The organism is Corynebacterium sp. CCUG 51687 (assembly GCF_024453995.1).
Taxonomy (GTDB): Bacteria; Actinomycetota; Actinomycetes; order Mycobacteriales; family Mycobacteriaceae; genus Corynebacterium; species Corynebacterium pseudogenitalium.
In genome coordinates this window covers 93,536-118,476 of record NZ_JAGPYT010000003.1, presented here as the reverse complement: position 1 = coordinate 118,476, position 24,941 = coordinate 93,536, and the positions used below count along the sequence as shown (strand labels likewise).

Below are 24,941 nucleotides of genomic sequence, written 5' to 3'. Positions count from 1 at the left end.
GGGAAACATTATGCCTGCTTCATCACTCGCAAACTTGTTAACCCCGCCCCCAAATAAAACTGCAGGTGAGCAGACGTCGCCCGGTGCACCTGCTCCGCGAACTCCTCCGAACACACATGGTCATGCTCCAACAGCCACATCGAATGCAGCACCTCCGGGTCCACATCCATCGCCCCCGGCGGCCTGCACAGCGTGCACACCGCGCCGCCCGTCCCCGCGTGAAACGCCTTATGCGGCCCCGGCGCCTGACAGTTCGTGCAGTTGAACAGGCTCATCTTCCAGCCAGCGTGCGCCGCCGCCTTCAACAAAAACGCGTCCAGCACCAAGGTCGGGTGCGTCGGCGACTGCAGACGCTCAAAGCCCTCCTGTAGCAGCGCAAATAACTCCGGATCCTCCTGGTCAAAGGACAGCTTCTCCGCAGCCTCCAACATCGCGCAACCCGCCGCGTACCTATCGAAGTCATCAATGATCGCGTGACCATAAAACGCAACGGTATCGGCGCTAGTGATCGTCGATAAGCCTCTGCCCGGATAAACCTGCACATCCACCTCGACGAACGGCTGCAACCGCGACCCGAACCGCGACCGCGCCTTGCGCACCCCCTTCGCCACCCCCCGCACCAAGCCATGATCGCGCGTCAACAACACAACAACGCGATCCGCCTCCCCGAAATCGTACGTGCGCACCACAAACGCACGATCCCGCCACGACGGCCTCCCCGCGCCGCGACCTCTCCTAGAAGCCAAGACGCCCCAACGCCTTCGGGTCCTCCTGCCAATTCTTCAACACCTTCAAACGCACATCCAGGTACACGTTCTGACCCACAAGCTCCATAATCTGCTTCCGCGAACGGTGCACAATCCCACTCAAACGACGCCCACCAGGCCCCTCAATAATCCGCTTCTGGCCAGGACGCTCCAAAAACATCACCGCATAAATCATCATCCGATCCGGGCGCTCCGGATCCGGATGCATCTCATCAATCTGCACCGCCACCGAGTGTGGCAACTCCTCACGCAGCCCACTCAGCGCCTCCTCACGGATCAACTCCTCAATCCGCGCCTCGACGCCCTCATCCGTCACCTGATCAACCGGATAAAACCGCGGCCCCTCCGGAAGCTTGCTCACCAGCACATCCATCAGTACGTCCAGCTGCACCCGGTCCTTCGCAGACACCGGCACCAACTCCACGTCCTGCCCCAAGTACTCGTGCATCGCCAACAGACGCTCCCCCACCACGTCCTTCGGCACCTTGTCCAACTTCGTCACGATGCCCACAATCGGCGTCTTCGGCTTCGCCGCCCGAATCTCCTCCAAAATGTAGCGATCCCCCGGCCCCAACTTCTCATCCGCAGGCACCGTAAACCCAATCACGTCCACATCCTGGTACGTATCCTTCACGATCTCATTCAGCCGCTGCCCCAACAACGTCCTCGGCCGGTGCACCCCCGGCGTATCCACCACAATCACCTGCGCATCCTCCCGATTCACCACCCCACGAATCGGCCGACGCGTCGTCTCCGGCTGATCCGCCATAATCGCAATCTTCTCCCCCACCAACGCATTCATCAGCGTCGACTTGCCCGTATTCGGCCTGCCCACAAAACTCACAAAGCCCGACCGAAACCCCTCCGGGGTCTGCGTGAAGCCGGCGTAGTCGCTGGTACTTGGTACTGGGTTCGCGCCTGGATTCGCGTTTGTGTCAGCTGGTGCGTTGGACAGGTCTGGGAACTCCGGGAAGTTTTCGCTCATGGTGCAAAAGTCTACCCTGTGCGGTGCGGTTGGCAGTGCCGTGTTGTCGCTGTTCAAACTTCAAAACAATTCACAAACTTCAAAACTTTCAAAAGCATTCACAATCTTCAAAGGGTTTCTGCGGTTTTTGTTTCGTTTTAGCTCCGGTCGAAGTGTTAAAGGAGTGCGATGCAGGTCGCCGAAAATCGACCCGGGTAGGTGAAAACGTGCGACCTGCATCGCACGCTTCTAAGCGCACGCTTTGAGCAAAACGGGCACAAACTGAAGACAGTTGTGACCTCAAGACGGCCACAAAACGACCTCATTTTGCAGTGCTCTCCTGGAGGTTGCGTTCCGGCCGAGGTATTAAAAGCGTGCGATGCTGGTCAGTGAAATTCGGCCGGGTTGAGAGAAAATGCGCGACCTGCATCGCACGCTTTTAATCGCACGCTTTGAGCAAAATGGGCGCGAGAAGCTCGCGAAGAAGGCGGCGAAACAGGCGGCACACTATCGGCGGGCGCGGTTCAGGGCGGAGTGGACCGTCGATAAGAAGGTGGCGGGGTTGCCTTCGACATCAGTGGGCGAAAAGCGGACCAACTCGTAGCCGAGATTGCGCAAGGTATCGGCGCGGCGTTTCTCCTTCAAGAGCACATCCGCTGTGTCCACGTCAGAGCCGAGGTACTTCACGTTCCCATCGATTTCAATGATCAGCGCATTCTCAACGAGAAGGTCCACACGGTAGCGCGTCGAATCGATCCATACGTTAGGCAACACATTCTTGAAGCCTGCATCTAGCAGCACTGCCCGAGCATAGGACTCCGGCGCAGACTCCGGACCAAGCACAGCGTACTGGACAGCCTTTCGAGCTGCACCAATCCCACGAAACCGGGGAGTCGTGCGCATTAAATGCGCTAGCTGCGGCGCAATAAGCGTGCGTGAATAGAGTAGCCAGTCCGCAGCTACGAGCGCATGTTTGAACCCGGCTTCCCGTGCGATCTCCAAAAAGGTCCGGTACGGAGTAGTCGTGTTGAGGTGCTGGCCTCGCACCACCTCATCCGGCCGGAATCGCGACCGGACGTAGCGCACACCTGGCTGCCGCGTTGGCTTCGGTGGCGGGTTGTGCGTCAACATCGAGACCTGCGGCATCGGCTGATTGACCGTCCACATCCCCAGCAGGTGCGCCGCCGCCCGCCCCGTCACAACCGCAGTCTGCGCAACCGCACCGACAGCGAAGCTCCTCGCCCAATCACGCTGGTACCTCGGGACCTTTTCAATTATTGATGCCGGCACCGCCAACCCCGACGACAACCTCACCAGCTCGCCGGAATCCAAGCGCTCCCGCACCTCGCGGCTCACGTTCACGCAGCTCCGAATGTCAACAAACTCGGAGCGCAACCGTGTTTTCCAGTCCCCCATATCCATGTGCCTCATTGTGGCAGGCATGCGGTCCCGGCATCAGGGTTTTCCGTGCTTTGCACACCATGGTGTGCATCCGGGTGCACCCGGCTTCACCTCGAAAACGTTCCGGTCGAGGTATTAAAAGCGTGCGATGCTGGTCAGTGAAATCGGCCGGATTGGGAGAAAATACGCGACCTGCATCGCACGCTTTTAATCGCACGCTTTAAGCAAAATGGAGGTGGAAGCGTGCGAAAAACGCGGGCGCAAACGGCTAGAGCGCCTCAACCTCGAACTGCAGCTGCGGGTTGGCGTAGGCGTCCTGGGACTCGACGAGCAGGAGTTCGGCGGAGTCAGCGTCGTAGGTGCGCTTGAGCAGGTCGTAGACGGAGCTGGCGGTCTTGACCAGGGCGTCGGCGGCGTTGCCGCCGCGCAGGTAGTGGCCGGTGAAGAGGGCTGCGGTGACGTCGCCGGAGCCGTTGCGCTTGAATGGCAGGCGTGGGGTGCGCACGATCCACTTGCCGTGGTCGTCGACGGCGATCATTTCGATAGTGTCGGCGGGGGCGTCGGCGCGCTCAACCGAGGTGACCAGGACGGTGGAGGGGCCCATTTCGCGGGCGGCGTCGACGGCGCGGAGTGTCGAGTCGAGGTCGGTGACGTCTTGTTCTACCAGGTAGCCGAGCTCGAACTGGTTGGGGGTGATGAGGTCGGCGACGGGGACGACGCGATCGCGCAGGAGGGGCGGGATGTTGTCGGAGACGAAGCAGCCGGATTTAGCGCTGCCCATGACTGGGTCGCAGGCGTAGATGGCGTCAGGGTTGACCGCTTTGACGCGGGCGACGGTATCGATGATGACGTCGGCGATGTCGTCGCCGCCTTGGTAGCCGGAGAGGATGGCGTCGACACGCGGGAGGGCCCCGCGCTCCTCAATGCCGTCGATGATGGCCGCAACCTCCGTGGCTGGGATCATTGGGCCTTTCCAGGAGCCGTACCCGGTGTGGTTGGAGTAGTTGACGGTGTAGACGGGCCACACTTCGTGGCCAATGCGCTGCAGTGGGAAGACGGCGGCGGAGTTGCCTACGTGGCCGTAGGAGACGGCGGACTGGATCGACAAGATATTGCTCATGGGGATAAGCGTACAAACCTGACGGCTACTTGTCTTCAGAACCCCCGTCTGAATCTTCCATGGGTGCTTCGGCGGGTTCGGGGACCTCGATGAGCACGCTGCGGGTCTTAATGCGTCCGCGCCGGTCGCGGCCGCCTTCCGCGGTGTAGCGTAGGCCGTCGTGGACGATGGCGGAGCCCGGCAGCGGCACGCGGCCCAGCTCGTAGGACAGCAGGCCTGCCACGGTGTCGACGGAGTCGGTGACGTCCTCCTCGAAGGCGAGCTCGTAGTCGAGGTTGTCGGCGAGGAAGTCGACGAGGTCGTCGAGAGGCAGGCGTGCCTGGGCGCGCAGGGTGCGCGCGGCGACGAACTCGATTGGGGCGTCTTCGTCGTCGTCGTATTCGTCGGTGATTTCGCCGACGATTTCCTCCAGGAGGTCCTCCATTGTGAGCAGGCCGGCGACGTTGCCGAACTCGTCGATCACGATGGCGATGTGCGTGTTCACCCGCTGCATCTCTTGCAGCAGCACGTCGAGTGGCTTGGAGTCCGGGATGAACAGCGGGTCGCGCATCAGGGTGGACAGCACGGTGTCCGGCGCCACTGGGGTACCGCTGGGCCCGAACATGTCCTTCAAATATGCGACGCCCACAATCTCATCGACGTTCTCCCCGATCACGGGCACGCGGGAGTGCCCGGAGCGCACCATCAGCGTGGTTGCCTGGCGGGCCGTCTTCTCCCCTTCAATCCAGATCATTTCGGGGCGCGGCACCATGATTTGACGGGCGTGGGTGGAGGCAAGGTCGAAGATGTTTTGGATCATGCGGCCCTCGGCGGTTTCCACCACGCCTTTCTCCTGGGCGATGTCGACCATCTCGCGCAGCTCCACTTCGGTGGAGTACGGGCCGTCGCGGAAGTCCTCGCCGGGGTGGAACAGGTTGCCCACCCAGATAAGCAGGCGCGATACCGGACCGAGGACCCGGTTGACAATGATCAGCCACGGCGCGGCCTTCAGCGAGATCGTGTAGGGGTTGCGGCGCCCCGCGGTGCGCGCAAATACGCCGATGATGCTGAACTGCAACAGTGTCACCGACGCGACGGCGGCGATGATCGCCCACGCGTCGGAGGGGATCAGGTCCATCGCCAGCATGGCGGCGAAGACCGCTGCAACGGCGTCGAGGACGGTGCGCAGCATGACCAGCATGTTGATTTGGTTGGCGCGGGCGTCGACAACCCGGGCGAGCGCCTTGGCTCCGGAGACGTCGTCCTTGACCATGGTCTCGACGCGCGCGCGCGAAATCGGGGTCAGCGCCGATTCGACCGATCCGAACAGGCCGGAAAGCAGCAGCGCGAGCACAGCGACGAGGCCGTAGGCAACGGTGAACTCCATTTAGTCGCGGTCCTTCATCATACGATCGAGCTCCTCGCGGTCGGCGGCTGAGGGAAATGCATGGGCGCCGGTCGGCTTGGGCTGGTACTCGATGCCGCGTGCCGCCAGCGAGTCGTACCAGTCCGCGAGCAGCTCGTTTTGCAGCGAGAACATCTCGCGTTCCTCGTCCGGCATGACGTGGTCGTAGCCGAGCAGGTGCAGCACCCCGTGGACGGTGAGCAGGGCGAGCTCGTGGCCGAGGTCGTGGCCTGCCATCTCCGCCTGCTTGCGGTCGAAGGCCGGGCACAGGATGATGTCGCCGAGCATCGCCGCGCCGAACGGGGACGCGTCCGGGCGTCCGCCGCCTGGGGTGAGCTCGTCCATCGGGAAGCTCATGACGTCCGTGGGCCCTTCCAGATCCATCCACCGAACGTGGAGGTCGGCCATGGTGGCTTCGTCGACAAGCGTGATGGTTGCCTCCGTGTCTGGGTGCACATCCATGGCTTGCAGGGCGAAGGAGCAGACATCGACGAGCATTTCCTCGTTGACGTCTGCCTCCCCCGATTCGTTGAGGACTTCAATACTCACTGTCTTGCCTCTTCTTCGCGTTGTTTTCGTTCGTAGCGTGCGGCGTGCTCGTCGTAGGCCGCGACGATCCGGGAGATCAGGTGGTGTCGCACGACGTCTTCCGCGCGCAGGTCCTGGAAGGAAATGCCCTCGATGTCGCCGAGGATGCGGCGGGCGACGCGCAGGCCGGAGACCGTGCCGCGCGGCAGGTCAACCTGGGAAATATCGCCCGTGACCACCATCTTTGAGCCGAAGCCCAGGCGGGTGAGGAACATCTTCATCTGGGAGCCAGAGGTGTTCTGGGCCTCGTCGAGGATGACGAACGCGTCCGAGAGGGTGCGCCCGCGCATGTACGCCAGCGGGGCGACCTCGATAATGCCGGCCTCGATGAGCTTCGGGATGGCTTCCGGGTCCATCATGTCGCGCAGCGCGTCGTAGAGCGGGCGCAGGTAAGGGTCGATCTTGTCACTCAGGGTGCCCGGCAGGAAGCCGAGCTTCTCCCCTGCCTCGACGGCGGGGCGGGTCAGAATGATGCGCTTGACCTCTTTATTGTGCAGTGCTTGTACGGCCTTCGCCACGGCCAGGTACGTCTTACCGGAGCCCGCAGGCCCAATGCCGAACGTAATCGTGTTGTCGTCGATCGCGTCGACGTAGGCCCGCTGGCCTGCCGTCTTCGGACGGATGACCTTGCCGCGCCGCGAGATGATCTCCGCGCCGAGCAGCTCCGCCACCGACTCCGGTGACTCCACCTCCATCAGCGAAATCGCGTGCGTGACGGTATCCGCGGTAATGGGAACGCCGCGCCGCGCCATCGACTCGAGCTCGTCGAGCACCCGCAGCGCGTGCGCGACCACCACGGCCGGGCCCCGCACGGTCACCGCGTTGCCGCGGGCGTGCACGTCGGCGCCGAGGTGTTGGTTGAGCACCCGCAGGTTCGTGTCATTAATACCGAGCACGTCCTGGGTGTATACAGAGTCAAGCTCAATGTTGCGCGTGACCAAAGGTTCCATGTCGCCTAACCCTACCAGCGCGTCGTTAGCGCGCCGATTGCGCATAGTGCAGCAAAACCGGCACTCGCGGTACGCAACACCTCCGGCCCGAGGGTGACAGCGCGGGCGCCGATGAGCTCGAGCTCATCCTCGCCGATGCCGCCTTCCGGCCCCACGATGAGCCAGATGTCCGGCCCGAACTCGACGGTGGTCAGCGGCACGGCCGCGTCTTCGTGCAGCACCAGCGCCTGCTTCTCGACGCCCCCTTCGCCCACCTCGGCAAGCAGGTCTTTCAGCTGGTTCGTGGTCACTGGGTCTGCGACCTGCGGCACCCATGCCCGGCGCGCCTGCTTTGCGGACGCGATCGCCTGGTGCTGCCACTTCTCCACCTGCTTGGCCTGTTTGGCGGCGGGCCAGCGCGCGATGGTGCGGTGCGAGATCCAGGGGACGATGGCGTCGACACCTCCTTGCACGGCGAGGTCGACGGCGAGCTCCGCGCGTTCCGACTTCGGCACTGCCTGCACCAGGGTGACGCGCTGCTCGGGCGCGGGCACGGTGCGTACCTCAGTGACGTCGCCGCGCAGCTGCTGCTTGTCGCTGTGGCGGACAATGACGTCCGCGACGGTGCCGGAGCCGTCGGTCAGCGCGATGCGCTCGCCGGGCTCGATGCGTTTGACGAAGGCGTGCTTCGCCTCGTCGCCGTCGAGGGTGCCGCTGGCGGGGTTCGGGGTGAGGAAGTACGGGACGCTCATTTAGCGGCGGAACCTGTCGCGCATGCGGGAGAAGAAGCCTTCGTCGCGCTCGTCGTCGTGGTGGACGCCGGTGGCGTCGCCGCGGGCGTCGCGAAGCTGCTCGAGGCTGCGGCGCTCCTCGCCACTGAGGTGCGTCGGCACGACGACCTGGATGTGGGCGATCATGTCGCCGTGTCCCTCGGCGCGCAGGCGTGGCATGCCCTCGCCCTCGAGGCGGACCTCGTCGCCCGGCTGGGTGCCCGCCGGGATCTCGATGGTGGTCGTGTCACCGGCAAGGTTTTCGACGTCGATGCTGGTGCCCAGCGCGGCGTCGTACATCGGCACGTTCAGGCGCAGGTGCAAGTCGTTGCCGTCGCGCACGAAAATCTTGTGTGGCGCGGTCTGTACCTCCACGTAGAGGTCACCGGCGGGACCGCCACCGTGGCCGACCTCGCCCTGCCCCGCCATGCGGATGCGCATCCCGTTGGCGATACCCGCCGGGATCTTTACCTTCAGGTCGCGGGTGGCGCGCACCCGACCGTCGCCGGCGCACTGGCGGCACGGATCCTGGATCACTTCGCCGTAGCCGTGGCACTTCGGGCAGTCGTGCGTGGTCATCACGTTGCCCAGGAAGGACTGCTGCACTTCCTGCACCACGCCCTGGCCCGCGCAGTAGTCACACTGCACGGCCTTCGCCTCAGACTCGGAGCCGGTGCCGTGGCACTTCTGGCACAGCACCGCGGTATCCACGGTGACCTCCTTGGTCACGCCCGCATAGGCGTCCTCCAGGGTGATCTGGGTGCGCAGCAGGGCGTCGTTGCCCGGCTGGACGCGCGAGCGCGGCTCGTGGCTGCGCCCGCCGCCGCCGAAGAAGGCGTCGAAAATGTCGCCGAAGCCCCCGAAGCCACCGCCACCGGCGCCGCCCATGCCGCCCTGCTCCATCGGGTCGCCGCCGCGATCCACGATGCTGCGCTTCGCCGGGTCCAGCAGCACCTCCTGCGCCAGCGAGATCTCGGCGAACTTCTCAGCCGCCTCATCAGACGGGTTCACATCCGGGTGGTACTTGCGGGCGAGCTTCCGGTACGCCCTCTTGATTTCCTGCTCGGTCGCCTCTCGGTCAACGCCGAGGATGCCGTAATAATCACGAGCCACTAGTTAGTTCCCTTTCAACACTTCGAAGTTATTCGCCCCGCAAAATGCGACTGATGTACTGAGCCACGGTGGCAACCTTTTGCATGGTACCCGGATAGTCCATATGCGTCGGACCGACCACCCCAAGGCCGCCGAGCGCCTCGTCGCCAGCTCCATATGCAGTACTAACAATGGAGGCCTGAGAAAATTCCTTTTCCTCATTCTCGTTGCCAATACTGACCGAGACGTGCTCCAACTGCTGCGCGTTCGCCAACAGCTTCAGCACGATCACCTGCTGCTCCAACGCCTCAATCACGCTGTGCAGATCCACCATCCGGTTCACGCTCAAGTTCCCGGCGCCCGCGATGAGCAGCCGGTCGGTCGTGGTCTCCACCAGCGTCTCGATGAGCACCGCCGTCGCCCGCTCCACCGCATCCGCGATGACCGGCGGCGCCTGCGCGTGCAGCATCTTCAGCGCGGCGGAGGCATCGCGCATCGTCTTGCCCACCAGCACCGTATTGAGCAGGTCCCGCAGCAGGAACACCCCGTCGGTGCCCAGCGGCGCGGCGAGCTCCACGTTGCGCTGGTCCACGCGCCCGGTGTCCGTGATCAGCACCAGCAGCAGCCGCGTCGGCGACAGCGCCACCACCTCACAGTGCTTCACGCGAGACACGTTCAGCGTCGGTAGCTGCACCACCGCCGCCTGGTTCGTCAGCTGGGCCAACAGCTGCACACTGCGACGCAGCACGTCCTCCATGTCCACGCCGTGCTCGAGGAAGTCCAAAATGGCATGACGCTCCGCTGTGGACAGCGGCTTGACGTCGTGGAGGGCGTCGACAAACGCGCGGTACCCGGCCTCCGTCGGGATGCGCCCCGAGGACGCGTGCGTCTGCGTGATGTAGCCCTCGCGCTCCAGCACGCTCATGTCGTTGCGGATGGTCGCCGAGCTGACCTTCAGCCCGTGGCGCTCCACCAGCATCTTCGATCCGACGGGTTCCTGCCGCGCAATATAGTCGGCGACGATTGCGCGCAGCACCCGCTGTCTGCGATCATTCGCTGCACTCATTAGCACTCCCCTTCGTCGACTGCTAACTCATACTACTCTGCCTCCTCGGCAGCCAAAATGTCCGTCACGATCCCGTCCGCCAGCAAGCGCCCGGCATCAGTCACGGCCACGCGCTCACCCGCAGTCAACAGGCCCGCCGCCACATACTTCTCGACGACCCCTTCCGCCCCCTCACCAATCAGCCCCCGAGGCACACCCTCCTTCAGCCGCAGCCCCAGCATCACCTGCTCCTCGTGCCGCTCCTGCGGTGTGAGCGTCTCCCCGCTGTCAATCGGCAGCGTGCTGTCGGCGAGCAACTGGTTGTAACGTTCCGGCCGCTTCACGTTCCAGAACCGGCGGTCCCCAATAAACGAGTGCGCCCCCGGGCCCGCACCCCACCAGTGCGCGCCACGCCAGTACAACAGGTTGTGCTGGCACTCCCCACCCGGCCGCGCCCAGTTCGACACCTCGTACCAGCCAAACCCGGCCGCCTCCAAGGTGTCGGCGATCATCTCGTAACGGTCCGCATACACGTCCTCCTGCGGCGCGGGCAGCTCACCGCGGCGGATCTTGCGCGCCATGGCGGTGCCATCCTCCACGATCAGCGAGTAGGCGCTCACATGGTCGACGCCCGTCGACAGGATGGCGTCGAGGGTGCGGCGTACGTCGTCGTCCGTTTCCGTCGGCGTGCCGTAAATCATGTCCAGATTCACGTGCTCGAAGCCGACGTCGAGGGCCTCCTTGGCCGCCGCGACCGCCCTGCCCGGCGTGTGCTTCCGGTCCAACACCTTGAGCACCGACGCCGACGCCGACTGCATCCCCAACGACACCCTCGTAAAGCCGTGCTCCAGCAGCCCCGCGAAGTACGCCGGATCCGTCGACTCCGGGTTCGACTCCGTCGTCACCTCCGCCCCCGCCTGGATGCCGAAGGTGTCCCGCACCATCGACAACACCCTGCCCAGTCCATCCGCCCCCAACAGCGAGGGCGTCCCTCCCCCAATAAACACCGTGCTCGCCTCAGCCACGCCCGGCTGCTGCGCCGCCAGCTGCAGCTCCTTTTCCAGTGACGCCAGGTACTCCGCGTGGGAGCTTTCCACCTCCGTCGGCGTATAGGTATTGAAGTCACAGTACCCACACCGCGTTGCGCAAAACGGCACGTGGATATAGACGCCAAAGTCGGGCTGTGATTGCTGCGCTGTGTTCATACCTCGCAATTGCAGCAGACCGGGGCCGAGTTTGCGAATTGTGTTCGAGGCGCGCTCCCTGACCGGCCAGTGCCAAAAGACGCAACCCCCGCTCTTTTTCACGACCTGGGCTTTTGCCTCCTCCCCCAACAAGAAGTGCGTCCTTTGGCACTGCTACATGAGGACAAGCACCAAATTCCCTCACAAGCCATTAGTGAACTGAGGAAACGCTAACCCCCGCCCTCAAAATGAAGGAATTTGGTGCGCACCCCCTCGTGCCACAGACCTATGCCCCGCGTCGGCGACGCTTCGCCGCCACCTTCGCCACGATGGCGTCCACCCGGGCGCGCTCCTCGAGAAACTGTGGCGGGGCGACACCGCGCATCGTGCGCACGAACGCGGGGTGGTCGATACAGACGGTTTCCATCCAGCCGTCGACGGCGGCCTCGACCAGCTCCCCGACCCGCGCATAAAGGTGCGGCAAGCTCACGGCACCCAGTTCCCGGGCGACCATCTCGGTCTGCTCGAGCGTGTACTGCACGATCTCGCCGAGGTGCTGCACGGTCAGGTCGGTGCGGCCGGCAAGCGCATCCTGCATGGTCTGCACGGAGAACGGCGCTTGGAGTGGAAAGAGGTCTTCGAGGCCGGCGGCGTCGAGAAGCTCGGGCTCGGGGATCTTTTCCTCCGGCCGGTAGGAGGCGGAGAGCACCCCGGCGCGCATCCCGGTCGTCAGCGCCTGGCGAAGCCCGATAAGTTCGCCGACGATGCGGCGGGCGTCGTTGCGGGCATCGTCGACGATTTCGACGAATTCGGCGAGGCAGTCGTCGGTAAGTTCGCCGTCGTAGTCTGCGACTGCTTCTGCGAGGTGCTCCGTGTATTCAGCGACTTCGTCGCCGATGTTGTGAATCTCCTGTGTCAGCTCACGGTGGCGTAGCATCGCTGCAGTTTTATGCACGAATAGCCCCCTTCTGGCTCACAGGAAGTACGGATCAAAAGTCGATGGAAATGTTAAGCCATGGGCGCGCCCCACGGGTTGAGGCGCGCCGGGGGCTTAGCGCTCGTAGAGCTTGTCGATGTCCTCGCGGAAGCGCTCGAACACCACATTGCGCTTCACCTTGAGGGTTGGCGTCATCTCGTTTGCCTGCTCGCTCAGGTCACGGTCGAGGATGCGGAACTTCTTGATCGCCTCAGCGTGCGAGACGGTGCCGTTGGCGACGTTGATGGCGTCTTGCACCTCGGCACGCAGGACGGGGTCGCCGGCGAGGTCGCTGAGTTTGCGGTTCTCCGGGATGTTGTGGGTGGACTTCCAGCGCTGCAGCTCCTCCTCGTCGAGCGTGACCAGCACGCCGACGAACGGCTTGCCGTCGCCGACGACGAGCGCGTTGGAGATCAGCGGGTCCTGGCGGATGATGTCCTCCATCGGCCCCGGTGAGATGTTCTTGCCGCCGGCGGTGACGATGAGGTCTTTCTTGCGGCCGGTGATGCGCACGTAGCCTTCGTCGTCAACCTCGCCGAGGTCGCCGGTGTTGAACCAGCCTTCGGTGAAGGCTTCTTCGGTGGCGGCTTTGTTGTTCCAGTAGCGGTCGAAGACACCAGGGCCCTTGAACTCGATTTCGCCGTCGTCGTTGGTGCGGACTTGGTAGCCGTTGACCGGGCGCCCGACGGTGCCAATCTTGTTGGCATTCTTGTTATTGACACAGGATGCGGCGCAGGTTTCGGTGAGCCCGTAGCCCTCGTAGATTGGGATGCCGATGCCGCGGAAGAAGTGCAGCAAGTCGGCGCTCATGGCGGAGCCGCCGGTGATGCCGTACTTCACGGAGCCGCCGATGGCCTCCTTAATCTTGGAGTAGACGACGCGCTCGAAGACGCGGCGCTTCGCCTTGAGTATCCGGCTCGGCCCCTCGGGGGTGTCCATGGCCTTGGAGTACTCGATGGCGGTCTTCTCCGCCTCAAGGAACGCAGCCTTGCCGATGGCGGAGCCGTCCGCGGCCTTGTTATAGGCCGCATTGCGGACCTTCTCGAAGACGCGCGGCACGCCGAGCACCATGTTCGGCTGGGCGCGCTGCAGCTCCACGGTCAGGGTGTGGGTGTCCGCCCAGTGGGACTGGGTGGCGCCCGCCATCGTCAGCGCGAGGCTGACTGCGCGCTGCAGCACGTGCGCCAGCGGCAAGAACGTGACGACGCGCTTGCCGGGGCGGGCCACCTCACCGATGTCGTTCTTGATCAGCGCCCAGGTCTGGTGCGCCCAGTTGCCGTGGGTTAAGGCCACGCCCTTCGGGCGGCCGGTGGTGCCGGATGTGTACACGATGGACCCGAGGTCGTCGTGGGTGAGGGAGGCGGAGCGGGCGTCGACAAGCGACTGCTCTACGTCCCTGCCCTCGAACTTGATGGTTTCGACCCCGGCGGCGTTGAATTCGTAGATCTTGCGCAGCTTCGAGCTCGAGTCCTTCAGGCGCGGCTTGCCGTCTTCCTGGAGGAGGAAGGCGCTCATCAGCTGGGTGTGGTCGCGCGACTCGGTGAAGGCGATCTCGGCGCCGGAGTCCTCGAGGATCCACTGGATCTGGTGCATGGAGCTCGACGGGTAGATCGGAACGCTGACCGCCCCAGCTGCCCAGATGGCGAAGTCGACGAGGGACCACTCATAACGGGTGGAGGAAAGCACCGCGATGCGGTCGCCCGGCTCGACGCCGTTTGCGATGAGCCCCTTGGCCGTTTCGTAGACCTCTTCCAGGAACTCCCCCGCCGTCACGTTGACCCAGTCGTAATTACGTGGGCGGGAAAACAGCACGATGTGAGGCTTTTTCGTGCAGATATCCACGAGCGCCGACAGGCAGGTGTCAGTGGAACTCAGCTTGAATCCGAGCGGAGTTGTGTACGTTTCTGAAGCCATGGTTGGCAAGGTTACCTGACAGAAACTACCTTTTGCGTGAGCTCCACTCTGCAAAACATCAGTTCTTTGGCACAATGGGTTGATGTGACCAACGTAGAACTACTCCATTCGTTAGCTTCCGCGTACGGGTTCGGCACAAGCTACCGCGCTTCCAACGGTGCGATGACCACCCCGCCGCCGGAATCGTTCATCTCTCTGCTGCAGGCCCTGGGCGTCAACATTAGCGACGCCCCCTCCGACGAGGAGCTGCACCACCTCATTCACGCCAGGCACCAGTACTGGGCGACTCGCCCGCTGCCGCCCTGCGTTGTGGCCACGGCCGGGCAGGAGCGCCACTTCAACGTCCACGTGCACGACGGACACCCGGCCCACACCTGGATCCAGCTTGAGGACGGCACCCCGCGCGAGACCTACCAGGACGAAAACTGGGCACCACCAACTGCCGACGTCGCCGGCGTGGTCTGGGGCGAGGCCACCTTCCACGTGCCGGGCAACCTGCCCCCGGGCTACCACACGCTGCACCTGGAGTCCGATAACTTCAAGGACTCCTGCCCGCTGCTGGTGGTCCCGGCGCGTCTGGAGAGCAACCAGCGCTACATCGATAACCCAGTCTTCGGCGTGATGGCGCAGCTGTACTCGGTGCGTTCCGAGCAGTCCTGGGGCATCGGCGACTTCGAAGACCTCGGAACGCTTGCGGTGCTGCTGGCTGAGCAGGGCGCTGATTACCTGCTGATCAACCCGGTGCACGCCGCGCAGCCAATTCCGCCGGTGGAGGACTCGCCGTACCTGCCGACGTCGCGCCGCTTCGTCAACCCGATCTACATCTCTGTCGAGGCGGTTGATGAGTACTACAAGCTGGACAAGGACGCGAAGGTCCAGATTGAGCGCATGGTCGCTCCGCTGAAGGCACTCAACCGCAGTGCGGAGCCGCTGCGTCGCAACGAAATCTTCGAGACGAAGCTCGCCGTACTTCGCGAGCTGTTCTTCATCGCCTGCGCCGATGAGCGCCGCACCCACGACTTCGAGCTCTTCTGCCTCGACGAGGGCGAAGGCCTCGAGGAGTTCGCCCGCTGGTGCGCAGTGGAGGCGATGGAGACCGCGCCATCGCGCCACGAGCTCGACGAGGAACTCGAGGAACTCACACGCTTCTACATGTGGCTGCAGTTCATCGCCGACGAGCAGCGTCGCCGCGCCCAGGACAAAGCGCTGGCAGCGGGCATGAAGGTCGGCATCATGACCGACCTCGCCGTGGGTATCCACCCCGATGGTGCCGACGCCAACACGCTCGCCAACGTGCTCGTCCCCGAGGCGTCCGTCGGTGCCCCGCCGGACCAGTACTCCCAGCAGGGCCAGGACTGGTCGCAGCCGCCATGGCACCCGCAGGCGCTCGCCGAGGCCGGCTACGAGCCGTGGCGTGAGCTGCTGCGCACTGTGCTGCGCCACTCCGGCGGTATCCGCGTCGACCACATCCTTGGTCTCTTCCGCCTGTTCTGGATGCCACGAAACGTCTCCCCGATGTTCGGCACCTACATGAATTACGACCACGAGGCTATGGTGGGCACCCTGGTGCTCGAGGCGCAGCGTGCGAACGCCGTGGTAGTAGGCGAAGACCTGGGCACGTTTGAGCCGTGGGTCCAGGACGTCCTGCAGGACAAGGGCATCCTTGGCACGACGGTGCTGTGGTTCGAGTCGTACGACGACGGCTCCCCGCTCCACACCTGGGATTACCGCCGCTTGGCGTTGTCGGCCGTCGGCACACATGACCTGCCGCCGACCGCTGGCTACCTGCGGTTCGCGCACAACATCCTGCGCGACGAGCTCGGCCTGATCGAGGAGCCCCTCGATGAGCTCAACGAGCAGGACCACCAGTGGCAGGCCCGCGTGCTTGACCGCGTGCGCGAGGACGGCCACTTCCACGGCACCTCCCTCGAGCACACCGAGTTCACGCACCTGAGCGCAGAGGAATTCGCGCGCGACGTCGACGTGGAGGACCTGCTCGTCGGCCTTACCCGCTTCATCGCCGCCACCCCATCGGCGATGACGGTGACGAACCTGGTGGACATGGTCGGCGATACCCGCATCCAGAACCAGCCGGGTACCAACGCGGAGCAGTACTCCAACTGGTGCATCCCGCTGACGGACAACAACGGCAAGGCGGTCCTCATCGAGGACCTGCCGAGTATCGAGCTGTTCGGTCGGGTCGCGGAGGCGTCGAAACGCTAGAGCGCTAGAACAGCCCGGCCAGGGCCGCGACGACGACCAGCGCAATCATCACCCACAGTGCCTGTGTAACACGGGACTGTGGGTATTTGCGTTTCTGCTTCGGAAGCTGCTGATCGCGCTTGCGGAGTTCTTCAGGGTTGGCCATAGTTGACCACCTTACTTCTTCGAAATTTTGTACGCGATCCAGTCACTCAAACGCAGCATCGCCCACGACGCCACCCCCGCGAGCGGCAGCGCCACCAGCAGGATCAGTGGCGTCTGCAGCCAGGGTGACAGATCAAACATCGCTGCCCTCGAGCCCGCGGCGCACCAGCAGGGCGCGGGTATCCTTGTCACGGCCACGGAAGGCACGGTAGGCCTCGGCGTAGTCGCGCGCGGCACCAACCGAGAGCACCGTGTCCCGGAACCGCTGGCCGCTGTCCCGGTTGATACCGGATTCCTCGATGAACTGGTAGCCGTCGGCGTCCAACGCCTCCGCCCACAAGTAGGAGTAGTAGCCCGCCGAGTAGCCGCCCGCGAAGATGTGGTTAAACCACGTTGAGCGGTAGCGCGGCTCGAGACCCTCGACGTCTAGGCCAACCTTCTCGAGTGCGCGCTGCTCGAAGGCGTCAATGTCCTCGGGGACCTCGCCGTCGAGCGAGTGCCAGGCCAGGTCAATCGCGCAAGCCGCCAGGTACTCTGCGGTGGCGAAGCCCTGCCCGAACGTCCGGGACTGGCGCACCGCCTCCAGCAGCGCATCCGGGATGACCTCGCCGGTGTCCACGTGGCGCGCGTAATTACGGATAATCTCGGGCGCGAACGCGTAGTTCTCGTTGATCTGGGAGGGGAACTCCACCCAGTCGCGCGGCACGTTGGTGCCGGAGAGCGTCGGGTAGCGCACGTTGGACAGCAGCCCGTGCAACGCGTGGCCGAACTCGTGGAACACGGTCGTAACCTCATCGATCGTCAGCAGGTCGGAGGTCAGCGACATCACGTTCACCACGACGGGCTTCGTGCCGGTCAGCGTCGACTGGTCCACGAAGGAGCTCATCCAGGCTCCCCCGCGTTTCGACGGCCGCGCCCCGTAATCCGTCAGCAGCAGGCCAATGCCGGTGCCGTCTTCCTCCTTGACCTCCCACACGTGCACGTCGTCGCGGTAGCCGTGCAGGTCCTCGCGCTGAGTAACCGTGATGCCGTAGAGCAGGTTCGCAGCGTAGAAAACGCCGTCGCGCAGCACCTGCTGCAGCGGGAAGTACTTGCGCAGCTCCGCGTCGTTGACCGCGAAGGCCTCCTCCCTGCGGCGCGCTTCCCAGTACGGCCAGTCCGCGCCGTCCAGTTCCATCCCGGCCAGCTCACCTGCCAGCTTGCGTTCCGCGGCGGCGTTCGACGCGGCCGCGGGCGCGAGGTCACTGATGAGCTTGCGGGCCGCGGCAGCGCTGCCCGCAGTTTCCTCCGCGATGACGTAATCGGCATGCGTGGCGAAGCCCAGCAGCTTCGCGCGCTCCTGGCGCAGCCGCACCGACTCGATCACGAGCGCACTGTTCGTGTCACGGCCGCGCTGGCGGGAGGCGTCGAACAGCTTGTGGCGCGCGCTGCTGGACTCGAGCTCGGCCTGCAGCGACTGGGTCGTCGGCAGCTCGATCGGCACGACGTAAACACCGGGGTCATCGGCGTCGCGGTAGGCTGCGAGCTCCTCCTCGGTCAAGCCCGCCAGCTCGTCGCGGGTCATGCGCACCGCGAGCTTCGTCGTGTCCGCGAGTAGGTTGCGGCCGAACTGCTCGGAAAGCTCCGAGAGACGCTGATTCAGCTCGCGCAGGCGCTGTTTGCCTGCCTCGTCGAGCTCCGCGCCACGGCGGGTGAACCGGCGCAGCAGCAGGTCGTAGAGGCGGCGCGACTCCTCGTCCGCCGGGGCCTCCACTGCACGCAGGTGGCCATAAAGTTCTTGGTTCTGGTAGATCGCGTCGGTGTGCGCGGACAGGCGTGGCACGATCGCGTCCGCGACCTCGTCGAACTCAGGCGAACCGTCGGTGCCCTGCAGGTTGAAAAACCATGCCAGGACTCGCTCTAAGTCGCTGCCCGCGCGCTCCAGCGCCTCGACGGTGTTCTCCCACGTCGGGGTGTCCTCGGCGCAGATGCGGGCGATTTCTTCTTCATGCAGGACAAGCGCCCGCTCGAAGGCGGGCAGCACGTGCTCAAGACGGATCGCCTGGAAATCAGGCAGCCCGTAAGGCAGTTCGGACGGGTGCAACAACGGATTGTCAGTCATGGCACCCCATCCTACTTGGAGCGCGAGTTAGGCCGACTTGCGGCCAATCACCAGGAAGGTCGGGCGCGACTCATGTCCCTGCGGCGCGCCGAACTCCTCGTCGATCTTGGTAATCTCCGGCAGCTCAACGACCTCGACGTCCTCCAGGCCAGCGGCGCGGAACACATCCGCGTACGCCTCCGGGGAGTCGGCCGTCGCGAGTGGAAGCTCCTCGAGCAGTTCGTCGGTGTAGGTTAGCACGAAGGAGTCCGGACCGTTATCGGAGATGACCTGCGTTTCCTTCGAGATCCCGTTCGGGAACCAGGTCGCGTCCGCTGCGATGACCAGACCGCCGGGCTTCAGTGCCTCGGTCCAACCGCGGATCGCCTCTGCCGGCTCGCGCAGGGTCCACAGCAGGTAGCGGCTGACAACGACGTCGAAGTCGTAGAAGGACGGGGGCAGGTCCGTCACGTCGACCTCGGCAAACAGTGGGGTGTTGATGCCTTCCTCCTGGCGGAGCTCCGCTTCGTCGCGGGCCTCATCGAGCATTGGTTCGCACGCATCCACGCCGACGACCGCGTAGCCGAGCTCCGCAATGATGTGCGCAATGTAGCCGTCACCCGTGCCCATGTCCAACACGCGAACCGCGTCCTGCGGCATGTAGCGCTTGAAGATGTCAGTCCACGCTGCGCGGTCTGCCTTGGCGCGCTCTGCTGTCCTGTGTTCGCGGTGGTATGCCTCAGCCCGGCCTGCCCAGTACTCGGTGATGCGTGCTTGGGTATCTGTCATTTGGGACAACTCATTCCTACAGAAGAAAGACAATAATCACTCACTAGCATAAGTCACCTTCGGCAGCTCGTCGAGGAACTTGGCGGAAGCGTTTAGACTGGCCTGTCATGGACGTCACCATCACCTGCCCCGCCGGCGCGATCACCGGCACCGCCACCACAGCCACCCGCGAGTTCTACTCCATCCCCTACTCGCGTATCGACGTCCCCTTCGATCCCCCACGCCCCGCCCCCGAGGGTCATCTCATCGACGCCACCACGCCGCACCCAGACACCATCGGGCTGAGCATCACCACCCCGGCGACGGCGCGGGCCCTCGACGACTACCCGGTGATGGTCTATCTGCACGGCGGCCGCTTCGAGGAAGGCAACCACTGTGAGACCACCTCCCAGCCGGAGGCGTTCGCGAAGCAAGGCGTCGTGCAGGTGCGGGTGGGGTACCGTCGAAAATTCCCTGGACTGCTCCCCTTCACCAATGACACGTCGTTCCGCGCGGTGGAGGACTGCCAGGAGGCGCTGCGGTGGGTGCTGCGCAACATCGAGCACTTCGGCGGCGACCCAACCAACGTCACGCTGGTCGGGCACTCGGCGGGGGCGGCGCTGGCGCTCTGGTTGGCGCGCCGCGACCACTACCAGGGAGCGTTCCGGCGCGTGCTGGCGCTGTCCCCCGCGTTTCCGCGCGTGCCCTTTGCGCAGCGCAAGTGGGCGGCGCGCGGGGCGCTCGGCACGCCGCTGACGCGCCTCGACCTCAACTGGTTGGCCGAGCGCCGCCCGGACGCCATCGAGCGCGCCTACCAGCGCTTCCGCACCCAGTACTTCCACGACATCGCGCTTGGCCCGGCACCCTTCGAGCCTGCGGAGCTCGCCGAGGTACCAATCGTGGTCACCTCTACCCGCGAGGAGTTCCACCAGTCCGGCGAGGGCTTCAACGCCTTCGGCGCTACGTTCATCCGCTGCTTCGGCCGATTCTTCGGCGCCAAAAGCGCGGCAGCCCGGCGCAACTACATCGAGGCCGCACGAACCACGGACCCCGGCAAACTCGCGGGGAGGTTCTTCTCGGACGCGTTGATCCGCCGCTGGGTCGACGCCGCCTGCGAGCACGGCCCCGCCGACATCCGCCAGATCGAGTTCTGCGCAGATACGCCACTTGGCCACAGCTACGAGCTGGACACGCTGTTCGGGGAACCCACAACGCGCATCGGTCAACTTGTCTACAGCTACATCAGCAGCGGGCAGGCCGACTGGCCCACCTACCGCCCGGGCCGAAACGTCCTGCGCGCCTCGCTCAGCGCGGACACGACGACCGTCGTGGAGGATCCGCTGCGCAGCGTTCGGGAGGCGTTCAACCAGTAGGCTAGCGTCCGGCGCGCTCCAGTACAGCGCGCAGCCGCTTATCCGCCAGCTCTTCGACCAGCCACGGCGAAAACGCGAACGGGGTCGCGTCCGCCGCGCGAACAACGTCGGCGGGGTCGGCCCAGTGCCACGAGTCCACCTCATCCGGGTTCGGGTCCACAGCCTCGTGGCCGGAGGCCAGGCGCGCGGAATACACCGGGCAGATCTCGTACTCGACGATGCCAGAAGAATCCACGGCGCGGTAGCGGAACTCCGGCAGCACCGGCGTCACGTCCAGCACAGCCCCCTGCGGCAAGCGCAGTTCCTCGACCGAGCGGCGCAGGATCGCCGCCGACACGTCCTCGCCGGGGCCGGGGTGGCCGCAGAAGGAGTTGGTCCACACACCGGGCCACGTCTTCTTCCCCAACGCGCGCCGGGTGAGCAGCAGCTGGCCGTCCTCGTTGAACAGCCAGCAGGAAAACGCCAGGTGCAGCGGGGTTTCCCCGGTGTGGACTGCGGCCTTGTCCGCGGAGCCGATCGGGGACCCGTCGTCGCTCAGCAGGATTACTTCTTCGCGCATTAGTTATTCAGGTTCCCCTTGAACTTCACGTTGCCGATCGTAAACTCCGCATCCCACAGGCCATCCGGGGTCACGTCGAAGGCATACTTCGCGTTCGTGGTTGCCCCCGGACCCAGCGGGCGGTCCACGCCGAGGATGTCCACCCCGGCCTGCTCGGCGCTGATCGGGTTGGCGTCGACAAACTTGTTGTTGCCGGTGTTGTAGCGCAGCTTCGGCTTGAGCACGTCAACGGGCATTGGCACGTCGCTCTTGTTCGTCACTGCCACGACGATGATGCTGCCGGCGCCGGTGCCGTAGCTGCTGCCCTGCCACTTGTAGGACAGCTCCATCTTCGGGTCATCGACGCGCTCGCCGGTGATCTCCGTGGAGGTCACCGGGTCCACCTGCTCTTGGTGGAACTCCGGCTGTGGGGCGCCAGTGGGCGTCGTCACCTCGATGTCAGTGGATGTTGCGGTGTCATCCTCAGACACGCACCCGCCCAGCGTGAGAGTAGTAACGAGCAGCAAGGCCGCAGCTGACAGTGTGTGGTGGCGCATCGGTGCCCTTTCGTATGGTTCAAGCGAAAACAATTGGTCACTATTGTACGAGTATCTCCCGGTCGCGCTACGCTGGGCCACCTATGCAATCTCTCACCCGTGTTTTACAAAGCGCTTCCGCCCTGTGGCCGTTCTACCTCACCATCGTCATCATCTCGACGGTTGTGGCAGGCCTCGGGCTGATTTCTCCCTTCATCGTGCGCGAGGCCACCGACACAATTGTCGACGCCATCAATAACTCCGACAACGCTCCCGCCGACCCAGTGCGCACCGTCCTGTGGCTCGCGTTCGCGCTGTTTATTGCGACCTCGCTCAGCGGGCTGGCGAAAAATGTCTCCGGCTACCTCGGCGACGTCATGGCGGCGCGGATCCGGCAGATCCTGTCCACCCGCTATTTCGCCAAGCTGCTTTCGCTGCCGCAGCGCTACTTCGACACCCAGGTCACCGGCACCATCATTGCCAGGCTGGATCGTTCGATTGCCTCGGTGACGCAGTTCATCCAGTCCTTCTCCAACAACTTCTTGCCGATGATCATCCAGATCATCGCTATCCTCATCATCACGTCCTTCTACTACTGGCCGCTGACCCTGCTGCTGCTGGCGCTCTTCCCCATCTACACGTGGCTGACGGCGCTGACCTCGAAGCGGTGGCAGAAGTGGGAGGCGGAGAAGAACGCGCAGATCGACGAAGCGAACGGGCGCTTCGCAGAGGTCGTCGGCCAGGTCAAGGTGACCAAGTCATACGTGGCGGAGGTCCGCGAGCTGGACAAGTTCGGCAACCACTACAACAACACGGTGAGCATCACCCGCCCGCAGTCGCGCTGGTGGCACTCCATGGACGCCCTGCGCGGGCTGGCGATGTCGCTGATTTTCATGGGGATCTACATGATCCTGTTCGTGCGCACCATCCAGGGCCACTTCAGTATCGGCGACATGGTCATGCTCATCCAGCTGGTCACCATGGCCCGTCAGCCGGTGATGATGCTGAGCTGGATCGTCGACAGTGCCCAGCGCGCCGTCGCTGGTTCCCGCGACTACTTCCAGGTCATGGACGAGCTGGTGGAGCCCACCGCGAACCGCGAGCTCGTCGCCGCGACCCAGACCTCAGGTGTGCCGGAACTCACCGTTGTAAAGCACCGCCCGCTGCCAGTCCACGAGCCCGTCGTGGAGTTCGACTCAGTCACCTTCGAGTACGAGCCAGGCGAGCCCGTCATCCACGACATGAGCTTTCGCGCCCACGCTGGAGAGAAGGTCGCCCTGGTTGGTGAGTCCGGCGGTGGCAAGTCCACCATCGTGAACCTGCTGCTGGGCCTCTACCCCATCCAGGAAGGCACCCTGAAGGTGTGCGGGCAGGATCTGGCGGAGCTGGGCGTCGAAAAGCTGCGCGCGACCACGGGCGTGGTGTTCCAGGAGGCGGCGCTGTTCTCGGGCACGGTGTTTGAGAACATCGCCTACGGTAAGCCGGACGCGACGATGGACGAGGTGGTCGCGGTGGCTAAGCGCGCCAACGCGCACGACTTCATCATGAAGTTCACCGAAGGCTACGACACCGTCATCGGCGAGCGCGGCCTGCGCCTGTCCGGCGGGCAGCGCCAGCGCGTCGCCGTCGCGCGTGCGATGCTGAAGGACGCGCCGATCTTGATTCTCGACGAAGCCACCTCCGCCCTCGACACCAAGGCGGAGCGCGCCGTGCAGGCCGGGCTCGACGCGCTGATGGAGGACCGCACCACCATCATGATCGCGCACCGACTATCCACCATCGCGGATGTCGATACCATTATCACCCTGCGCGACGGCCGCATCGACGAAATTGGTACCCCTGCGGAGCTTGCGATCTCCGGCGGTATTTATTCAGAGCTACTGCGGCTCACCGCGTCCTCCTCGGCGGCGGATCGTGCCAGGTTACAGGCCTTCGGCTTCCACACCGACGACAGCGACGAGGAGTAGCAACCTTGCGGGCCTGTGGCGTGTGAGGGTGGCCTGACTACAGTCGTGGGACATGAAGTTCCCAGACCTTTCCACCCTCCGCGACCGCCGTACCCGCAAGTGGACCGTGCACGACGAGCACGTGCTGCCACTGTTTATCGCCGAAAGCGACTTCGCCACCGCCCCGCCCGTGAAGGCGGCGGTGCTCGACGCCGTCGAACGCGAATGCCTCGGCTACACGCCCGCACCTCGCGCGCAGTGCCTGGCAAAGAACGTCTCCGAGTTTTACGCCCAGCGCTACGGCTGGCGGCCGGACCCTGCACGCATCTTTACTGTCCCCGACGTGGTGCGCGGCGTGCTGCTTGCGATCGAGCATTTCACCGAAGGCGACGTCATTGTGCCGGTGCCTGCGTACTTCCCCTTCCTCGAGATCGCATCGACCGCGGGGCGCAATCGCGTGGACGTCGGCAGCGAGGGCGGCCTGGACCTGGCAGAGGTCGAGGAGGCGTTTCGCAACGGTGCCGGCTCCATTATCGTGACCAACCCGATGAACCCGTGGGGCTACATCTTCAGCCGCGAGGAGCTCGACGCGATCTGCGACATCGCGCGCCGCTACGGGGGCCGCGTCATCGTTGACGAGATCCACGCCCCGATCGTCTACGAGGGCAGCCACGTGTGCGCCGCCGAGCACAACCCGGACGTGTGCATCACGATCACGGCGACGTCGAAGGCCTGGAACGTGGCAGGCCTAAAGTGCGCGCAGATACTCTTCTCCAACGATGAGGACGTGGCTACCTGGAACGCGCTGTCCGACATCACAAAGGAAGGCACGGGCACGCTGGGCATCGTGGCTGCGGAGGCCTGCTACGGGCAGGGCACCGAGTACCTAGACCAGCAGGTAGAGCAGCTGCGGGCGAACCGCGACTGGCTCGTCGAGGAGCTGCCGAAGCAGATCCCCGGCATCACCTTCCCCGTCCCGGAGGCGACCTACCTGCTGTTGGTGGACTTTTCCGGCACGAAGCTCACCACCGAGACCCCGGCCGAATGGCTCTTGGAACACGCGGGCGTGGCGCTCAACGAGGGCACCAGCTTCGGGCCCGGCGGCGCGCACAAGGCGCGCCTCAACTTCGCCACCTCGCCCGAGATCCTGCAGGAAGCCGTCCGGCGCATGGCTGAGGCAATCAAGCTACTGTGAGGAA

The 24,941-nt window shown here is 64.5% G+C and carries 23 protein-coding genes; 4 read left to right on the top strand and 19 right to left on the bottom strand.

Annotation, left to right across the window (positions count from 1 at the left end; genetic code table 11):
• Positions 1 to 8: 8 nt before the first annotated feature.
• From recO to KBX13_RS04120, 13 genes are all read right to left on the bottom strand, one after another.
• Entirely contained in the window at positions 9 to 746 is a 738-nt protein-coding gene (gene recO / locus KBX13_RS04180; protein ID WP_256020857.1) for a DNA repair protein RecO, read from the bottom strand.
• A complete protein-coding gene (gene era / locus KBX13_RS04175; RefSeq protein WP_256020855.1) occupies positions 736 to 1,752 on the bottom strand; it encodes a GTPase Era in 1,017 nt (338 codons plus the stop codon). The genes recO and era overlap by 11 nt, the downstream gene beginning before the upstream one ends.
• A gap of 486 nt (positions 1,753 to 2,238) precedes the next feature.
• Positions 2,239 to 3,153: an endonuclease domain-containing protein gene (locus tag KBX13_RS04170; RefSeq protein WP_256020854.1), complete on the bottom strand. Its 915-nt coding sequence runs from the start codon at positions 3,151 to 3,153 to the stop codon at positions 2,239 to 2,241.
• Between the two features lie 247 nt (positions 3,154 to 3,400).
• Positions 3,401 to 4,252 (bottom strand): pyridoxal kinase PdxY, encoded by an 852-nt coding sequence (gene pdxY / locus KBX13_RS04165; RefSeq protein ID WP_256020852.1) that lies wholly within the window; start codon positions 4,250 to 4,252, stop codon positions 3,401 to 3,403.
• Positions 4,253 to 4,277: 25 nt separating this feature from the next.
• A complete protein-coding gene (locus tag KBX13_RS04160) occupies positions 4,278 to 5,618 on the bottom strand; it encodes a hemolysin family protein (RefSeq protein WP_256020851.1) in 1,341 nt (446 codons plus the stop codon).
• A complete protein-coding gene (gene ybeY / locus KBX13_RS04155) occupies positions 5,619 to 6,185 on the bottom strand; it encodes an rRNA maturation RNase YbeY (RefSeq protein ID WP_256020849.1) in 567 nt (188 codons plus the stop codon).
• On the bottom strand, positions 6,182 to 7,174 hold the full coding sequence (locus KBX13_RS04150) for a PhoH family protein (protein WP_256020848.1): 993 nt from the start codon (positions 7,172 to 7,174) through the stop codon (positions 6,182 to 6,184). The genes ybeY and KBX13_RS04150 overlap by 4 nt, the downstream gene beginning before the upstream one ends.
• 11 nt (positions 7,175 to 7,185) lie before the next feature.
• A complete protein-coding gene (locus KBX13_RS04145; RefSeq protein ID WP_256020846.1) occupies positions 7,186 to 7,905 on the bottom strand; it encodes a 16S rRNA (uracil(1498)-N(3))-methyltransferase in 720 nt (239 codons plus the stop codon).
• A complete protein-coding gene (gene dnaJ / locus KBX13_RS04140) occupies positions 7,906 to 9,036 on the bottom strand; it encodes a molecular chaperone DnaJ (RefSeq protein ID WP_071567714.1) in 1,131 nt (376 codons plus the stop codon).
• A gap of 28 nt (positions 9,037 to 9,064) precedes the next feature.
• Entirely contained in the window at positions 9,065 to 10,081 is a 1,017-nt protein-coding gene (hrcA, locus tag KBX13_RS04135; RefSeq protein WP_252931278.1) for a heat-inducible transcriptional repressor HrcA, read from the bottom strand.
• Between the two features lie 32 nt (positions 10,082 to 10,113).
• Positions 10,114 to 11,265, bottom strand: a complete 1,152-nt coding sequence (gene hemW / locus KBX13_RS04130) for a radical SAM family heme chaperone HemW (RefSeq protein WP_256020845.1) — start codon at positions 11,263 to 11,265, stop codon at positions 10,114 to 10,116.
• 265 nt (positions 11,266 to 11,530) lie between these two features.
• Complete coding sequence (locus tag KBX13_RS04125; RefSeq protein WP_256020843.1) at positions 11,531 to 12,199, bottom strand: hypothetical protein; 669 nt, start codon at positions 12,197 to 12,199, stop codon at positions 11,531 to 11,533.
• 96 nt (positions 12,200 to 12,295) lie between these two features.
• A complete protein-coding gene (locus KBX13_RS04120; protein WP_256020842.1) occupies positions 12,296 to 14,134 on the bottom strand; it encodes a long-chain fatty acid--CoA ligase in 1,839 nt (612 codons plus the stop codon).
• 84 nt (positions 14,135 to 14,218) lie between these two features.
• Between KBX13_RS04120 and malQ the strand changes: the two genes are divergently transcribed.
• Positions 14,219 to 16,357 carry a 4-alpha-glucanotransferase gene (gene malQ, locus KBX13_RS04115; protein ID WP_256020840.1) on the top strand — a complete coding sequence of 713 codons (2,139 nt, stop codon included), beginning with the start codon at positions 14,219 to 14,221 and terminating at the stop codon, positions 16,355 to 16,357.
• Positions 16,358 to 16,361: 4 nt separating this feature from the next.
• Here the strand turns inward: malQ and KBX13_RS04110 are convergent, their stop codons facing one another.
• From KBX13_RS04110 to KBX13_RS04095, 4 genes are read right to left on the bottom strand one after another with little or no spacing between them, the layout of a single operon-like run.
• Complete coding sequence (locus KBX13_RS04110) at positions 16,362 to 16,502, bottom strand: hypothetical protein (RefSeq protein ID WP_256020839.1); 141 nt, start codon at positions 16,500 to 16,502, stop codon at positions 16,362 to 16,364.
• 11 nt (positions 16,503 to 16,513) lie between these two features.
• Positions 16,514 to 16,642: a hypothetical protein gene (locus KBX13_RS04105; RefSeq protein ID WP_255364707.1), complete on the bottom strand. Its 129-nt coding sequence runs from the start codon at positions 16,640 to 16,642 to the stop codon at positions 16,514 to 16,516.
• A complete protein-coding gene (locus KBX13_RS04100; protein ID WP_256020837.1) occupies positions 16,635 to 18,602 on the bottom strand; it encodes a M3 family metallopeptidase in 1,968 nt (655 codons plus the stop codon). Before KBX13_RS04100 ends, KBX13_RS04105 begins: the two co-directional genes overlap by 8 nt.
• Before the next feature lie 27 nt (positions 18,603 to 18,629).
• Positions 18,630 to 19,370, bottom strand: a complete 741-nt coding sequence (locus KBX13_RS04095; RefSeq protein ID WP_256020836.1) for a class I SAM-dependent methyltransferase — start codon at positions 19,368 to 19,370, stop codon at positions 18,630 to 18,632.
• 107 nt (positions 19,371 to 19,477) lie between these two features.
• Here KBX13_RS04095 and KBX13_RS04090 point away from each other — a divergent pair, with 107 nt between their 5' ends.
• Positions 19,478 to 20,722, top strand: a complete 1,245-nt coding sequence (locus KBX13_RS04090) for an alpha/beta fold hydrolase (RefSeq protein ID WP_256020834.1) — start codon at positions 19,478 to 19,480, stop codon at positions 20,720 to 20,722.
• Between the two features lies 1 nt (position 20,723).
• On the opposite strand, the gene idi is transcribed toward KBX13_RS04090, so the two are convergent.
• Positions 20,724 to 21,281, bottom strand: a complete 558-nt coding sequence (gene idi / locus KBX13_RS04085; protein ID WP_256020832.1) for an isopentenyl-diphosphate Delta-isomerase — start codon at positions 21,279 to 21,281, stop codon at positions 20,724 to 20,726.
• Entirely contained in the window at positions 21,281 to 21,751 is a 471-nt protein-coding gene (locus KBX13_RS04080; RefSeq protein WP_240492791.1) for a hypothetical protein, read from the bottom strand. The genes idi and KBX13_RS04080 overlap by 1 nt, the downstream gene beginning before the upstream one ends.
• Before the next feature lie 149 nt (positions 21,752 to 21,900).
• Here KBX13_RS04080 and KBX13_RS04075 point away from each other — a divergent pair, with 149 nt between their 5' ends.
• Together KBX13_RS04075 and KBX13_RS04070 are read left to right on the top strand one after the other, a co-directional pair.
• On the top strand, positions 21,901 to 23,763 hold the full coding sequence (locus KBX13_RS04075) for an ABC transporter ATP-binding protein (protein WP_256020831.1): 1,863 nt from the start codon (positions 21,901 to 21,903) through the stop codon (positions 23,761 to 23,763).
• A 52-nt stretch (positions 23,764 to 23,815) separates the two neighbouring features.
• Positions 23,816 to 24,937: a MalY/PatB family protein gene (locus KBX13_RS04070; protein ID WP_256020829.1), complete on the top strand. Its 1,122-nt coding sequence runs from the start codon at positions 23,816 to 23,818 to the stop codon at positions 24,935 to 24,937.
• Positions 24,938 to 24,941: the final 4 nt, after the last annotated feature.

Coding starts and splice junctions, on each gene's coding strand:
- era (WP_256020855.1), bottom strand. CDS start 1,752: ATGAGCGAAAACTTCCCGGAGTTCCCAGACCTGTCCAACGCACCAGCT.
- KBX13_RS04170 (WP_256020854.1), bottom strand. CDS start 3,153: ATGGATATGGGGGACTGGAAAACACGGTTGCGCTCCGAGTTTGTTGAC.
- pdxY (WP_256020852.1), bottom strand. CDS start 4,252: ATGAGCAATATCTTGTCGATCCAGTCCGCCGTCTCCTACGGCCACGTA.
- KBX13_RS04160 (WP_256020851.1), bottom strand. CDS start 5,618: ATGGAGTTCACCGTTGCCTACGGCCTCGTCGCTGTGCTCGCGCTGCTG.
- KBX13_RS04150 (WP_256020848.1), bottom strand. CDS start 7,174: ATGGAACCTTTGGTCACGCGCAACATTGAGCTTGACTCTGTATACACC.
- KBX13_RS04145 (WP_256020846.1), bottom strand. CDS start 7,905: ATGAGCGTCCCGTACTTCCTCACCCCGAACCCCGCCAGCGGCACCCTC.
- hrcA (WP_252931278.1), bottom strand. CDS start 10,081: ATGAGTGCAGCGAATGATCGCAGACAGCGGGTGCTGCGCGCAATCGTC.
- hemW (WP_256020845.1), bottom strand. CDS start 11,265: ATGAACACAGCGCAGCAATCACAGCCCGACTTTGGCGTCTATATCCAC.
- KBX13_RS04120 (WP_256020842.1), bottom strand. CDS start 14,134: ATGGCTTCAGAAACGTACACAACTCCGCTCGGATTCAAGCTGAGTTCC.
- KBX13_RS04110 (WP_256020839.1), bottom strand. CDS start 16,502: ATGGCCAACCCTGAAGAACTCCGCAAGCGCGATCAGCAGCTTCCGAAG.
- KBX13_RS04105 (WP_255364707.1), bottom strand. CDS start 16,642: ATGTTTGATCTGTCACCCTGGCTGCAGACGCCACTGATCCTGCTGGTG.
- KBX13_RS04100 (WP_256020837.1), bottom strand. CDS start 18,602: ATGACTGACAATCCGTTGTTGCACCCGTCCGAACTGCCTTACGGGCTG.
- KBX13_RS04095 (WP_256020836.1), bottom strand. CDS start 19,370: ATGACAGATACCCAAGCACGCATCACCGAGTACTGGGCAGGCCGGGCT.
- KBX13_RS04090 (WP_256020834.1), top strand. CDS start 19,478: ATGGACGTCACCATCACCTGCCCCGCCGGCGCGATCACCGGCACCGCC.
- idi (WP_256020832.1), bottom strand. CDS start 21,281: ATGCGCGAAGAAGTAATCCTGCTGAGCGACGACGGGTCCCCGATCGGC.
- KBX13_RS04075 (WP_256020831.1), top strand. CDS start 21,901: ATGCAATCTCTCACCCGTGTTTTACAAAGCGCTTCCGCCCTGTGGCCG.
- KBX13_RS04070 (WP_256020829.1), top strand. CDS start 23,816: ATGAAGTTCCCAGACCTTTCCACCCTCCGCGACCGCCGTACCCGCAAG.